This window comes from Streptomyces sp. DT2A-34 (assembly GCF_030499515.1).
Taxonomy (GTDB): domain Bacteria; phylum Actinomycetota; class Actinomycetes; order Streptomycetales; family Streptomycetaceae; genus Streptomyces.
This window is the reverse complement of record NZ_JASTWJ010000001.1, coordinates 8604938-8618412: the sequence shown is the minus strand read 5'-3', so window position 1 is coordinate 8618412 and position 13475 is coordinate 8604938. Positions and strand designations below refer to the sequence as shown.

Annotated in this window: 11 protein-coding genes and 1 riboswitch; of the genes, 4 read left to right on the top strand and 7 right to left on the bottom strand. The window is 69.2% G+C overall.

Going from position 1 to position 13475, the window contains the following annotated elements:
* Positions 1-131: 131 nt before the first annotated feature.
* The 3 genes from QQM39_RS38485 to QQM39_RS38475 all read left to right on the top strand — a co-directional run bounded on the left by QQM39_RS38485 (position 132) and on the right by QQM39_RS38475 (position 3220).
* Positions 132-2087: an amino acid transporter gene (locus QQM39_RS38485; protein WP_302002242.1), complete on the top strand. Its 1956-nt coding sequence runs from the start codon at positions 132-134 to the stop codon at positions 2085-2087.
* Positions 2088-2264: 177 nt separating this feature from the next.
* Positions 2265-2717, top strand: coding sequence for a hypothetical protein (locus tag QQM39_RS38480; protein WP_302003875.1), 453 nt, complete (start codon positions 2265-2267; stop codon positions 2715-2717).
* A gap of 83 nt (positions 2718-2800) precedes the next feature.
* Positions 2801-3220 carry a molybdopterin-binding protein gene (locus QQM39_RS38475; RefSeq protein WP_302002241.1) on the top strand — a complete coding sequence of 140 codons (420 nt, stop codon included), beginning with the start codon at positions 2801-2803 and terminating at the stop codon, positions 3218-3220.
* 66 nt (positions 3221-3286) lie between these two features.
* Here QQM39_RS38475 and gcvP read toward each other — a convergent pair whose 3' ends face one another.
* A complete protein-coding gene (gene gcvP, locus QQM39_RS38470) occupies positions 3287-6172 on the bottom strand; it encodes an aminomethyl-transferring glycine dehydrogenase (protein ID WP_302002240.1) in 2886 nt (961 codons plus the stop codon).
* 178 nt (positions 6173-6350) lie between these two features.
* Positions 6351-6447, bottom strand: a riboswitch (glycine riboswitch).
* Between the two features lie 115 nt (positions 6448-6562).
* Between gcvP and QQM39_RS38465 the strand changes: the two genes are divergently transcribed.
* A complete protein-coding gene (locus QQM39_RS38465) occupies positions 6563-6970 on the top strand; it encodes a PRC-barrel domain-containing protein (protein WP_302002239.1) in 408 nt (135 codons plus the stop codon).
* An 846-nt stretch (positions 6971-7816) separates the two neighbouring features.
* Here the strand turns inward: QQM39_RS38465 and QQM39_RS38460 are convergent.
* The 6 genes from QQM39_RS38460 to QQM39_RS38435 all read right to left on the bottom strand — a co-directional run bounded on the left by QQM39_RS38460 (position 7817) and on the right by QQM39_RS38435 (position 13470).
* Positions 7817-9280 carry a DNA polymerase IV gene (locus tag QQM39_RS38460; RefSeq protein ID WP_302002238.1) on the bottom strand — a complete coding sequence of 488 codons (1464 nt, stop codon included), beginning with the start codon at positions 9278-9280 and terminating at the stop codon, positions 7817-7819.
* A gap of 122 nt (positions 9281-9402) precedes the next feature.
* Positions 9403-10062: a MerR family transcriptional regulator gene (locus tag QQM39_RS38455; RefSeq protein ID WP_302002237.1), complete on the bottom strand. Its 660-nt coding sequence runs from the start codon at positions 10060-10062 to the stop codon at positions 9403-9405.
* A gap of 266 nt (positions 10063-10328) precedes the next feature.
* Entirely contained in the window at positions 10329-10802 is a 474-nt protein-coding gene (locus QQM39_RS38450; protein WP_004002801.1) for a bifunctional nuclease family protein, read from the bottom strand.
* 85 nt (positions 10803-10887) lie between these two features.
* The gene (locus QQM39_RS38445; RefSeq protein WP_302002236.1) at positions 10888-11625 is read right to left on the bottom strand and encodes a MerR family transcriptional regulator; all 738 of its coding nucleotides are present in this window, start codon (positions 11623-11625) and stop codon (positions 10888-10890) included.
* A 41-nt stretch (positions 11626-11666) separates the two neighbouring features.
* On the bottom strand, positions 11667-12572 hold the full coding sequence (locus QQM39_RS38440) for an FHA domain-containing protein (RefSeq protein ID WP_302002235.1): 906 nt from the start codon (positions 12570-12572) through the stop codon (positions 11667-11669).
* 61 nt (positions 12573-12633) lie between these two features.
* Positions 12634-13470 (bottom strand): DUF881 domain-containing protein, encoded by an 837-nt coding sequence (locus QQM39_RS38435; protein ID WP_302002234.1) that lies wholly within the window; start codon positions 13468-13470, stop codon positions 12634-12636.
* Positions 13471-13475: the final 5 nt, after the last annotated feature.

The window sequence follows — 13475 nt, the reverse complement described above, 5'->3', positions numbered from 1 at the left end:
CGGCGAGTCTTAACGGAAGCTTGACGCCCACAGCCCCCTGATCCGTGGGCCCAAGCGTCACTCTCTGCTTACGCTGGTGCCGCCGTCCGCGTGATGGCCGGAACCGCACGCCGCACATCAGGAGCACGCCGATGGCCACCACCGAACACCCCCCGCCCAGTCGCCTGCGCGCCTGGATGCTGGAGGGCCTGTCCGACATGGGCAAGAGCCACGGCCGCCAGGCAGAGCGGCCCGAACCCGAACCGGAGCACAAGGGCCAGCCTTGGTACCGCGTCATGTGCCTCACCGGCGTCGACTACTTCTCGACCCTCGGCTACCAGCCGGGCATCGCCGCGCTCGCCGCCGGCCTGCTCTCCCCTGTCGCGACCATCGTCCTGGTCATAGTCACCCTGGCCGGCGCCCTGCCGGTCTACCGTCGCGTGGCCGAGGAGAGCCCCCACGGCGAGGGCTCGATCGCGATGCTGGAACGGCTCCTGACCTTCTGGAAGGGCAAGCTGTTCGTCCTGACCCTGCTCGGCTTCGCCGCCACCGACTTCCTGATCACCATCACCCTGTCGGCGACCGACGCCTCGACCCACCTGGTCGAGAACCCGCACCTGAACAGCGCCCTGCACGACCAGCAGATGCTGATCACCCTCGTCCTCGTGGCCCTGCTCGGCGCGGTCTTCCTCAAGGGCTTCCTGGAGGCGATCGGCGTCGCGGTCGCCCTGGTCGGCATCTACCTCGCGCTGAACGCCGTCGTCGTGGTCGTCGGCCTGTACCACGTCCTCACCGAGGGGCACGTCGTCGCCGACTGGTCCAGCGCCCTCACCGCCGAACACGGAAACGTCTTCGTCATGATCGGCGTCGCCCTGATCGTCTTCCCCAAGCTCGCCCTCGGCCTCTCCGGCTTCGAGACCGGCGTCGCCGTGATGCCGCACGTCAAGGGCGACCCGTCCGACACCGAGGAACGTCCGACGGGGCGGATCCGGGACACGAAGAAACTGCTCACCACCGCCGCCCTGATCATGAGCTGCTTCCTGATCACGACGAGCTTCATCACCACGCTGCTGATCCCGGAGAAGGAGTTCGAGTCGGGCGGCCAGGCCAACAGCCGCGCGCTGGCGTTCCTCGCGCACGAGTACCTCGGCGGCGCCTTCGGCACGCTCTACGACGTCTCGACGATCGCCATCCTGTGGTTCGCCGGCGCCTCCGCCATGGCCGGCCTGCTCAACCTGATGCCCCGCTATCTGCCCCGCTACGGCATGGCCCCGCACTGGGCCCGCGCGGTGCGCCCGATGGTCATCGTCTTCACCCTCATCGCCTTCCTGGTCACCTGGATCTTCGACGCCGACGTCGACGCCCAGGGCGGCGCGTACGCCACGGGCGTGCTGGTCCTCATCAGCTCCGCCGCGATCGCCGTGACCATCGCGGCCCGCAAGGCCGGTCAGCGCGGATGGTTCATCGCCTTCGCGGTCATCTCGGCGGTGTTCCTCTACACGACCGTGATGAACGTCATCGAGCGCCCCGACGGTGTGAAGATCGGCGCCTGCTTCATCGCCGGCATCATCCTGGTCTCGCTCTTGTCCCGGCTGGCCCGCGCCTTCGAACTGCGCGTGACCGACGTGACGCTGGACGACATGGCGGAACGTTTCATCAGGGATATGGCCAGCCGCAGGATCCGGTTCATCGCCAATGAGCCCGACCGTCGGGACACCGCCGAGTACCGCGACAAGATCGAGCAGATCCGGGCGGACAACGACGTCCCCGGCCAGGAGGACTTCGTCTTCGTCGAGGTGACGGTCACCGACCCGTCCGAGTTCGAGTCCGGCCTGACCGTACGCGGCGAGGTCCTGCACAACCGCTACCGCGTCCTGACGCTGGAGTCCTCCTCCATCTCCAACGCCCTGGCCGCGCTGCTCCTGCACGTCCGCGACACGACCGGCCGCATCCCGCACATCTACTTCGAGTGGACCGAGGGCAACCCCTTCGCCAACTTCCTGCGCTTCTTCCTCTTCGGCCAGGGCGAGGTCGCCCCGGTCACCCGCGAGGTGCTGCGCGAGGCGGAGCCGGACCGGGACCGCAGGCCCCGGGTGCACACCGGCTGAAACGGCCGCGGACATCAGAATCGCGTCAAGGTTGCACCGTAAGGCGTCAGAGCACCGTGAAGCGGCGGCCGTTCCGGCGCCCTGGCCCCTACCGTCTGCACTGTGCCGTCCGGAGGAAGCAGACCGCGTCCGGCCCCGACCGGCGACCGCCACTGGCGTGTCAACGCTCGCTTCGCCATGGGCTGCGCTCTGGCCTTCCTCGGCATGGCCCTGCTGGTCGACTATGACGCGCAGACCCTGACCCCGCCCCGCGCCCTGCTGTGGCTGGTGCTGACGGCCGTGGTCTTCACGATCCTGCTCCCGCAGCGCGTGACCGCGGGCCCGGGATGGCTGGCGGTACGGGGGCTCGTACGACGGCAGGCGGTGCGCACGGACGCGCTGGTGACGGTACGGCAGTACGGCGACATCTCCGCGCACCTGACCCTGTGCGACACGGACGGCCGCCGCCTGGAACTGGACCCACGGATCCTCGTCGCCAACCCGCTGCTGTGGCACGAGGTGGACACCGGGGTACGCCGCTCACGCCAACGCGGGACGCTGCGCGAGGGCGCGGACGTACTGGAGCGGCTGGGGCATCAGATCGACGACGCGACGACGCAAGCGGTACTCAAGGCGTCGGGGATCTCCTGAACTCCGCACTACGGTAGGGACCGACCCAAAAGCCTCAATCAATAACAAACGCCCCTACCCCCACCACTTGCGAGGCGTCCTCCATGACCCTGAGCATCCGCAACCAACTCCCCGGCACGATCACCGCCATCACCCCCGGCGAGGTCATGGCAACGGTCAAGCTCCGCCTCACCGGCGGCCAGGACCTCACCGCGGCGATCACCCTGGAAGCCGTCGAGAACCTCGGCCTGGCCGAAGGCACCGCCGTGAACGCGCTCGTGAAAGCGACGGAGATCTCCCTCGCCACGGCTCCGATCGACGGCCTGTCCATCCGCAACCGGCTTCCCGGCAAGATCACCGGCATCGCCACGGGCGGCGCGATGGCGTCGGTCAAGGTCGCCGTGGAGGGCGGTGCCCTGACCGCGCTCATCACCAGGGACGCCACCACGGACCTCGCGCTCTCCCTCGGATCCCCGGTCGTCGCGCTCATCAAGGCGACGGAAGTGGCCCTGGCGACGGCGTGACACGGAAGGGCTCCGCCCGGCCCGGTACGGCCGGGGCGGAGCCCTTCCTTCACCTGTGTCTGTACGTCAGCCCTCGTACGCGTCCAGCGGCGGGCAGGAGCACACGAGATTGCGGTCGCCGAAGGCCTGGTCGATCCGGCGCACCGGCGGCCAGTACTTGTCGGCGGCCGCGACCCCGGCCGGGAACACGGCCTCCGCACGGCTGTATGCGTGCTCCCACTCCCCGCCCAGCGCCCCGGCGGTGTGCGGCGCGTTCCGCAGCGGGTTGTCGTCGGCGGGCCACTCCCCCGACCCGACCTTCTCGATCTCCGCACGGATGGCGATCATCGCCTCGCAGAACCGGTCCAGTTCGGTCAGGTCCTCGGACTCGGTCGGCTCGATCATCAGCGTCCCGGCCACCGGGAACGACATCGTCGGCGCGTGGAAGCCGTAGTCGATGAGCCGCTTGGCCACGTCGTCGACGCTCACACCGGTCGCCTTGGTCAGCGGCCGCAGATCGATGATGCACTCGTGCGCGACGAGCCCGCCGGGCCCGGTGTAGAGCACCGGGTAGTGCGGCTCCAGTCGCTTGGCGATGTAGTTGGCGGACAGCACGGCCACCTGCGTGGCCCGCTTGAGCCCCTCGCCGCCCATGAGCCGGACGTACGCCCACGAGATCGGCAGGATCCCGGCGGAACCCCAGGGCGCGGCCGAGATCGGCCCGACGCCCGTCTCCGGACCGGCCGCGGGCTGCAACGGGTGGTTCGGCAGATACGGCGCCAGATGCGCACGCACACCCACGGGCCCGACCCCCGGGCCGCCACCGCCATGCGGAATGCAGAAGGTCTTGTGCAGGTTCAGGTGCGAGACGTCACCACCGAAGTGCCCCGGCTTGGCAAGCCCCACCAGGGCGTTGAGGTTGGCACCGTCGACGTACACCTGCCCGCCGGCCTCGTGCACCTGCGCGCAGATGTCGGCGACGTGCTCCTCGAACACACCGTGCGTCGACGGGTACGTGATCATCAGCACCGACAGCTCGTCCCGGTACTGCTCGATCTTGGCCCGCAGGTCCTCGACGTCGATCTCACCGTCCTCGGCGGTCTTCACGACGACGACCTTCATGCCGGCCATGACGGCGCTGGCGGCGTTGGTCCCATGGGCGGAGGACGGAATCAGACACACGGTCCGCTGCTCGTCCCCGTTGGCCCGGTGGTATCCGCGTACGGCGAGCAGCCCGGCCAGCTCACCCTGCGAGCCGGCGTTGGGCTGCAGCGACACCTTGTCGTAGCCGGTGACCTCGGCGAGACGTTCCTCCAGCTCACGGATGAGCGTCAGATAGCCCTGCGCCTGCTCGGCCGGCGCGAAGGGGTGCAGCTGCCCGAACTCCGGCCAGGTGACCGGCTCCATCTCGGTCGTGGCGTTGAGCTTCATGGTGCAGGACCCGAGCGGGATCATGCCCCGGTCCAGCGCGTAGTCGCGGTCGGCGAGCCTGCGCAGGTAGCGCAGCATCGCGGTCTCGGAGCGGTTCTGGTGGAAGACGGGGTGCGTGAGGTAGTCGTCGCTGCGCAGCAGCCCGCCCGCGAGCGCGTCCTCGGTCACCGCGTCCAGCGCCTCGATGTCCCCCTCGACCCCGAACGCCGTCCATACGGCGCCCAGTTGGGCCCGCGTGGTGGTCTCGTCACAGGCGACGGACACGTGGTCGGCGTCGACGAGGTGCAGGTTGACGCCGTTCTGCCGGGCGGCGGCGACGATCTCGGCGGCCTTCGCAGGCACGCGCACGGTCAGCGTGTCGAAGTAGGAGCCGTGCACGACCTCGACCCCACCCGCCGTGAGACCCGCGGCGAGGAGGGAGGCGTACCGATGCGTCCGCCGGGCGATGCCCTTCAAACCCTCGGGCCCGTGGTACACGGCGTACATCCCGGCCATCACGGCGAGCAGCACCTGAGCGGTGCAGATGTTGCTGGTCGCCTTCTCGCGCCGGATGTGCTGCTCACGTGTCTGCAGGGCCAGCCGGTATGCCTTGTTCCCGTCCGCGTCCACGGACACACCCACGAGCCGCCCCGGCAGGCTGCGCGCGAACTTCTCGTGCACGGCCATGTAACCCGCGTGCGGCCCGCCGAAGCCCATCGGCACACCGAACCGCTGCGTCGTCCCGACCGCGATGTCCGCCCCGAGCTCACCGGGCGACTTCAGCAGCGTCAGCGCGAGCAGATCGGCGGCCACGGTGACGAGAGCACCGAGTTCATGGGCCTGCTCGATGACGGGCTTGATGTCCCGTACGACACCGGAGGCGCCCGGATACTGAAGGAGCACGCCGTTGATCTCACGGGAGGCGACGTCGGCCGGAATCCCGCCACTGAGGTCGGCGACGACGACCTCCACACCGGCCGGCTCGGCCCGGGTCTCGATCACGGCGACGGTCTGCGGCAGCACATCCGCGTCGACCAGGAACAGCCCCTTCTTGTTCTTGCCCATGCGCCGGGACAGGGCCACGGCCTCCGCCGCCGCCGTCCCCTCGTCGAGCAGCGAGGCACCGGAGGTCGGCAGCCCGGTGAGGTCGGCGACCATGGTCTGGAAGTTCAACAGGGCCTCGAGCCGCCCCTGAGAGATCTCCGGCTGGTACGGCGTATAGGCCGTGTACCAGGCAGGGTTCTCCATGACATTGCGCAGGATGACCGGCGGCGTGAAGGTCCCGTAGTACCCGAGCCCGATCATCGAGTCCAGCACCTGGTTGCGATCGGCGAGCGACCGCAGCTCGGCGAGCACCTCGGCCTCGGTACGCGCCCCCGGCAGATCGAGGGAGTCGGCATTCTTGATCACATCCGGCACCGCGGCGGCGGTGAGCTCATCGAGCGAGCCGTACCCGACGTGGGCCAGCATCTTGGCGCGAGCCTCGTGATCAGGACCGATATGACGCTGCTCGAAGGGGATCCCCTGTTCGAGCTCGGAGAGCGGAATGCGATGGGCGGTCATTACGGAGGCCTCCTGGTCTGACACGACCTTCGGGGGGCACCACGGCACGGGTACCCGGACGGCCTCCCCCTCTGTCATCTCAACCTGAGAGCTTCACCGGGATCGCCACAGGGGCTCCCGGTTTTCACCGTCGGTGAGAGCGGAAGCCGTCGGCTCCCGCCCTGCTTTCCAGAGTGACCTCGTCCGTGCGGTACGTGAGCCTGAGAGATTCCGGGGAGGATTTGCTCCTTCGGCGCCTCCGGATGGTGTCCGGAGGACTCTCCCGCACGGGGTCAGCAGCCGCTAGCAAGCCTACCAGCGGGGTCAACGCACGAACCTTCGAGTGGCCGGGCTCACCAAAGTGCCTTTTCGTAGTGCTTACGGATGGAGTTGCGACCAAGTGGAGGGCCCGTGCAGACCGACATCGATCCGCGCAACCTGATCGGCCGCAAGGCCTTCGACCGCAACGGCACCAAGATCGGCACCATCGACGAGGTCTACCTCGACGACGCGACCGGAGTGCCGGAATGGGCAGCGATACGCACCGGCCTGTTCTCCCGGGACGCCTTCGTCCCCCTGGAGCCCAGCGAAATGCTCGAGGGCAGCCTCCACGTCCCCTTCGACCGCGCCCTGATCAAGGACGCCCCCGACTTCGGCGTCGGCCGCCACCTCTCCCCCGAACAGGAACTCCAGCTCTACCACCACTACGGCCTCGACGTGGCCCCGCCCTCCCCACCCCCGGACCGAGACTTCGGCAACTTGGCAGGCACGGAAACCCCAGAAGACAACGGCCCCAGACCAACACACCCCCACCGCTGATCACACACGACCACACCAGGCAGCTACCCCCCGGCCCCCACCTCAGAACAGACCGCCCCACCAACCCACCTGCGGAAACCACCACAGGACGCACCGCCCGAGTGCCCATAGCCGCGCCTACCAGTGCAGGCCGCGCCGCCCCAGCCTCCGCAGCTACGATCCGCCCGGAGAGCGCAGCTGTGCCGACGGCCCCCTCCAGGACGAGCCGCCCAGCCTGCGCAGCTGCCGACGCCCCTACAGAACGAGCCGCCCCAGCAGTCAATGGCTGCGGGCGCCCCTACCGGTCGGGCCCGCCCCAGCAGGCAGCTGCGCGCAGCGGCGGAAGGCGCCGTCGCCTCAACGTGCGTATCGCCGCATACCCCCTACAGGACGACCCGGCCACCGGGCGTAGCTGCGCACGGCACTACACAGGCGCAGCCCCAGCGGCAGCTCCGCGCAGTTGCAGGAGGCGCCACCGCCCGAGCCTGCAACGCCGCGGACGGCCCCACAGGACGGCCTGCCGAGCGTGTAGCCGCGGACGGCCCCCTGCAGGACGGCCTGCCCCAGCGTGCGTAGTCCGCGCACAGCCTCTACAGGACCGCCCGCCCACCGTGCACAGCTACGCACGCCCTGCACACCGGACCGCTCCAGCGGCCACAACTGCCAAAACCACTGCACGAGGAGTCGCCCCCACCAGCCATAGCTGCGGCTGCGGCACAAGGCCGCCGCTCAACGTACGTAGCTGCGGGCAGTCGTGCCGCTGGGGCGGCACGGGTGGGCGCAGCGGCACCCCGCCAGCGCGGGCAAGCGCCCCCACCCCACGGCGCCCTCCACGCCACCGCACGGCAGCGTCCACCCCCGCACCTCCTATCCAGACGCCACAGGCACCTCCCCCACGCCCCCACCATCCCCTTCCGGCAATCCGAAGTCCCCCACCTCTAAAACCCCACCAGTCCCGGAGTCCCCGCGCCCCCCACCCCCTCCATGTCTCCTCCGCACCAACGGCAACGGATCCGCCGCCTCCAACCCCGGATCGTCAACCCGAAACGTCCGCACCCGCCCCGGCTCCGACGACTCAGGCGTCTCAAACCGCACCGTCACCCGCCCAAGCCCGCTCCCCTGCACCCACCCATGCCCGTACTCGGCATGCCGCACATCGTGCCCCGCAGGCCACCGCCGCTCGACAGGCACAGACTGCCGCTCCTCCGCAGGCTCCTCGTGGTCGTCGCCCTCCTCCTCGGAGTGCTCAACCTGCTCCCCCGCGGCCTGCGCGAACAGATCCTCCTGCGTGTAGTCGGCCAACGCACTGACCCCAACCCCCAGCAGCCGTACACCCCCCGTCGTGTCCACGGAATCCAGCAGCCGCGCCGCAGCCTCCCGCACCACCGCCGGATCATCCGTGGGCCCACGCAGCGTCTCGGAACGGGTCAACGTGGAGAAGTCGTACCGCCGCACCTTCAGCACGATGGTCCGCCCGGACAACCCCGCCCCCCGCAACCGCCGCACACAACGATCGGCGAGCCGCTGCACCTCCAGGCCCACCCGAACCCGGTCGTGAATGTCCACGTCATACGTGTCCTCGACCGACACCGACTTGGCCTCCCGCTCGGCCACCACCGGCCGCTCGTCGTGCGCCAGCGCCATGGCGTACAGGGCATGCCCATGAGCCTTGCCCAGCAGCCGAACGAGCTCGTCCTCACCCGCCTCGGCGATCTCCTCGACCGTGTGGATCCCGGCCCGCCGCAGATGATCCCCCGTCGCCGGCCCCACCCCCGGCAACGTCCGCACGGACATCGGCCCGAGCAACGCCCGCTCGGTCCCGGGCTCGATCACCACCAGCCCATCGGGCTTGGCCTGCTCCGAGGCGATCTTCGCCAGCATCTTGGACGCGGCCAGCCCCACCGACCCCGCGAGCCCGGTGACCGCCCGTATGTCGGCGCGCAGCTTCGCCCCGACCAGCCGCGCGGATCCCTCGTCCCAGGCCGCTCCCGCGGCCTCCAGATCCACGAAGGCCTCGTCCAGGCTCAGCGGCTCCACCAGCGGCGACAGCTCCCGCAGCAGCGCCATCACCTGCTCGCTGACGTCACGGTAGATCCCGAAGCGCGGCACGAGATACGCGGCATTCGGCGCCAGTCGGCGAGCCTGCGCCATGGGCATCGCCGAGTGAACCCCGAACACCCGAGCCTCGTAGGACGCGGTGGCCACGACTCCCCGAGGCCCGAGCCCGCCCACGATCACAGCCTTCCCGCGCAGGCTCGGCTTGGATGCCTGCTCCACCGAAGCGTAGAAGGCATCCATGTCGAGATGCAGGATCGTAGGCGCGTTCCTCACATCTACGATGCTGCCTCACGCCACTGACAATGCCCTGCTACGACCGCCTGGTCCGCGATCCGCCGGACCTCGCCCTACGCCCGACCCCCGCGAGGCACGCTGTCGAAGGCCACAAGGACCGCTCAGCCGGCCCGGTTACGCCGCCGAGCCAGCTCATCGGCCGGATTGTGCCCGACCAGAGTCTCCCCGGTGTCGATCCGCTCCCCGTGCAGCTGCGACAAGGCGCTCTCGACGTCCCGCCACACCACACCCACGGCGATCCCGAAGATCCCCTGCCCACCCTGGAGCAGCGCATGGACCTCGTCCGGCGAGGTGCACTCGTAGACCGTCGCACCGTCGCTCATCAGCGTCATGCGCTCCAGATCACAAAAGCCCCGCTCCCGCAGATGCTGCACGGCGGTACGGATGTTCTGCAGCGACACACCGGTGTCGAGGAACCGCTTGACGATCTTCAGGACGACGACGTCCCGGAAGCTGTAAAGCCGCTGGGTCCCCGACCCGTACGCGGGCCGCACGCTCGGCTCGACGAGGCCGGTGCGGGCCCAGTAGTCCAGTTGCCGGTACGTGATGCCGGCGGCCGCACACGCCGTCGGACCGCGGTAGCCGATCTGCTCGGTCTCCATGGACGCCGCCCCTCCGCCACTGCTCGGCACGGCCGTCGGTCGCTGCGCAGCGTGATCGGCCGCGCTGCCCTGAAGCGGGCTCTGAAGCGGGTACGGGCCGCTTGCCCCGAAACTGCGTCCGGGGGCACCCCCAGCCGTACCGTCGCCGCTGCTTCTCACGCCGACCTCCGTCCTTGACCTGCCTTCTCGACGGTAGGCAGTCACCAGGGGTGCGTCAACGATCGCCACACTCGGCACGCCGAGTGATAATCACCCTAGGAGTGGTTTCCCGTACCCCACCGCGGGGAAAGGCTAGCCGAATGCGCTCGGAGCAAGGCGTAGGACGCTCGCGCTCGCCGCTGGCAAATACCGGCATTTGAGCCGTAACCGACTGTGGGCCGCACCCCCACGGACCGCGAGTCCGCCGGGCCGCCGCCCACGTCGCCTCACTGACTGCTGGTGCCGAAGTCTTCGGGCGAGATCTGGTCGAGGAACTCGCGGAACTTCTCCACCTCGTCCTCCTGCTCGTCCGGGATAGCGATGCCCGCGTCGTCGAGCACCCCGTCGCTGCCGTAGATCGGCGTTCCGGTGCGCAGGGCCAGCGCTATGGCATCGGACGGGCGGGCGCTCACCTCGACGCCGCTGGCGAAGACCAGCTCGGCGTAGAAGACGCCCTCACGCAGGTCCGTGATGCGTACCTCGGTGAGCTCCTGGCCGACGGCCTCCAGCACGTCCTTGAACAGGTCGTGGGTCAGCGGTCGCGCGGGGGCCATGCCCTGCTGGGCGAAGGCGATGGCCGTCGCCTCCCCGGGCCCGATCCAGATGGGGAGGTAGCGGTCGCCTCCCACTTCGCGCAGGAGCACGATCGGTTGGTTGGAGGGCATTTCGACCCGGACACCTACGACATCGAGCTCGTTCACACAGCAACCCTAGGCCGTGCTCGGGACGTTTGGGTAGTCGGGCCGAGAACGGGTGGCCGATCCGGCCTTCCTCGGGTAGGCCGACTCAGGGCAGCCGTACCCCGAGAGCGGTCTGCACCAGCGCGGCGTGCAGCTTCACCGTGAGCCCCGCGAGCTCCTTCGCACGCGCCTCCGCGTGTGCCCTGGTCTGCGGATTGCGGTGCCGCCTCAACGGGGCCACGACCTGGTCCACGAGCCCGGCCTCACGGTCGGCGGCGCCCTTCATCACCCGCAGATGCCTCGGCTCGATCCCGAAGCGCCCCAGCTCGGCGACAAGCGAGGCCACGGTGACCGCCTCCGCGTCGTATGCCCCGTCCGGCAGTGGAGTGATCAGCCCGTACGACTCCCACTCCTCAAGCTCCTGCTCACCGATCTCGGCGGCGGCGAGCAGTTGGGCCCGCCCGATCCGGGCCACCGTGCGCCTCTCGGCCGGCTCCAGGACTGCTTCGCCGTCCCGCTGACGGCCCAGGGGCGGCAGCGCTACCGCCTCCCCGCGCTCCATGGCGTCCAGGTGCTCACGGATCACCTTGAGCGGCAGATAGTGGTCCCGCTGCATCCGCAGTACGTGTCCCAGCCGCTCGACGTCCTGCGCGCTGAACTTGCGGTACCCCGAGGGGGTCCGCTGAGGCTCGACGAGGCCCTCCGACTCCAGAAAGCGGATCTTGGAGATGGTGATGTCAGGGAATTCCTCGCGCAGCACGTTCAGCACCGCGCCGATGCTCAGCAGCCGACTGTCCGTGGCGGCGATGCCGTGCCCGGCACCGCCGCTCGGTGATTTCAGCATGGACCTTCCCTGGGTCTCCCCGGACGGGCTCCGGGGGAGGGTCAGTAGCCCCGCTGGCTCGCGTAGAACACCAGACGGTACTTGCCGATCTGGACCTCGTCGCCGTTGTTCAGAGCGACCTGGTCGATCCGCTCACGGTTGACGTACGTGCCGTTCAGACTGCCGACGTCGGCCACCGTGAACGAGCCGTCCGGGCTGCGACGGAACTCCACGTGCCGACGCGAAACCGTGACGTCGTCCAGGAAGATGTCGCTCTGCGGATGCCGCCCGGCCGTGGTCAGATCGCCGTCCAGCAGGAAGCGGCTGCCCGAGTTCGGTCCCCGACGTACCACCAGAAGCGCGGAACCCAGCGGGAGCGCGTCGACGGCCGCCTGGGCCTCGGGCGACAGCGCCGGGATCTGCGTCTGGCCGGTGGCCTCGGCGTCGTAGGCCTCAAGGCCTGAAATGGAGATCGTGGAGGTCGTCTCGGACGGGCGCTCCGCGGCCGCACCGGCCCGCAGCGGCGCGCCGCAGTTGGAACAGAAGCGGCTGTTCTCCGCGTTGCGGTTACCGCACCTCGTACACACCAGGGCCGACATCGGGGAAAACCCTCCACCCGTACTTGAGGTTGACGGTTGCCCGAAACCTATGCCGCCGGACTGGGCAGGGTCAACTGACGGCGCGCCCTGACCACCGGGAATGTCACCGCCCGGCCCAGGCACCTGGTCCCTGAACAGCGGCCGCTGGCCTTCCTCATCCCCCTGTGCGCGATGACGAGCGGTGGCATTGTCCCTGCCCTCTCGCGCGCTCTTGCCGAACAACTTCGCAAACAACTTCACGGGCGATTCCCCTTGACCGAAACAGACCCGCCCGTGGGGCAGGACGAACCCTGACTGCACTCTCTGAACGACCCGGACACCCTCACAACGTCCGTCTCCACCAGACAGTTTCCACCACGCACCACCCATTCGGTGCGCCGACCCCCCGCAACCTCATGCCCTCGCCTGATGTCCCCCATGCACCCCCGGTTCACTGGGAGGACGACCGAGCGTAGTCAGGCCGCTTCGCCGCTCGCAAGGCGTCCACGACGATCTTGTCCGACCGCTCGATGATTACGGTGGCCTGCTCCTTCTCGAGAGTCTGCACCACGCCTCCAGGAATGTTGAGCGCTGGTTCGAGGTCCTGCGGTTTGCCGATGACCTTGAAACGATAGGGCGCGTTGATCTTGTTCCCGTCGACGCTCACGCTGTTGCCGGAATCCGTCAGATAGGTGTCCGCGACAACGCGTACGCCGTTCACCTGGATCGCCTCCGCGCCGGCCGCGCGCAACTCCTGGATCGCGTCGAGCAGCATGTCCGCCTCGACCGTCCCCTTCGTGTCGTCGATGGTCATCGTGATGCCGGGTCCCTGCGCGGCCACCGTGCCCGCCAGAATGCCGAGTTGCCTCTCCTTCTCGACCGTCTGCTTGCGGGCCTCCTCGGCCTGGTTCGAACTGTTCTCCAGTTCGTCGCGCTGCTTCTCGAGACCTTGCTTCTCGTCCTCAAGACGCTGAGTACGGTCGTCCAGTTCATCGAGGATGCGAACTAGATCTTCCTGCCGGGCGCCACGCAGGGCGCTGTCACCGTCACTGTTGGAGGCGACCTGGACGGCCAGACCGAAGCCGAGGCCGAACAGCAGCAGAGCGACGATGAGTTGGGCCCGGGTCACGCGCGGCGGCCACAGTCCCTTCGCCAGCCGCTGCCGCCCGGTGAGCCCACTCCGCTGCTCCTCGGGGGCGTCCACGGCCTCGGACGCGTCAGCGGCCGGCACCTCTTCGGGCAGTTCCTTGCGCAACCTGCTCTCGGGCCTCTCGTCGTGCTCGCTCATCGGCC